The organism is Micromonospora sp. BS32, from assembly GCF_059089345.1.
The window spans coordinates 1-626 of sequence record NZ_JBSSHR010000069.1 but is presented as its reverse complement, the minus strand read 5'-3'; the positions used below and the strand labels follow the sequence as shown (position 1 = coordinate 626).

Annotated in this window: 1 pseudogene; it reads right to left on the bottom strand. The window is 68.2% G+C overall.

The window, feature by feature from the left end:
• Nucleotides 1-582: pseudogene (locus tag AC5RWQ_RS30280) on the bottom strand (glycoside hydrolase family 76 protein); the annotation flags it as partial.
• Nucleotides 583-626 lie beyond the last annotated feature (44 nt).

Genomic DNA, 626 nt, shown 5'->3' with positions numbered 1-626 from the left:
GTTGTCGGCCATGTGGTCGGCGTCGGCCCGCGCGGTGGTCAGGTACCGGCTGTCACCGGTCGCGTCATAGGCGTCCACCCACGCCAGGCCCCACCAACCGGTGTCGTCCAGGTAGCTGTTGGTGAAGTTGCCGTCCTGCGCGTTGATGTTCGCGTCGTACGTCTCGCTGATCGCGTACTTGTAGCTCGGCATGCCGCTGATCCGGATGTTGTCGATGATCGAGGTCAGCGAGGTGGCCGAGGTCCACCAGCCGGCGAACTTCCCGGTGCTCCGGTCGTAGTCCATCATCAGCGCGGTCGCCGCGGCGGTGCTCCGGCTGGCCGCGTTCCAGTCCACCCGGGCCCACTGGGTGCAGACCGTCACCGAGGCGCCGTTGGTGCGTGCGCAGGCGCGCAGCGCGCCGACGCCCGCGTTGTTCCAGTCGTCGACGTTGTACATCTGGCTGCGCCAACCGGTCCAGCCGGACGGGGTCTTGGTGTCGCCGAGTTTGCTGCCGTCCGCCCAGGTCACCCCGCCGTCGAAGGAGCGGTCCAGCCAGACCTCGTCGCCCGCCGCGCCGCCGTCGATCGAGACCCAGCCCATGACATCGTTGTCAGATAGATGGAGGGCAATCGTCCGGCCGTTGC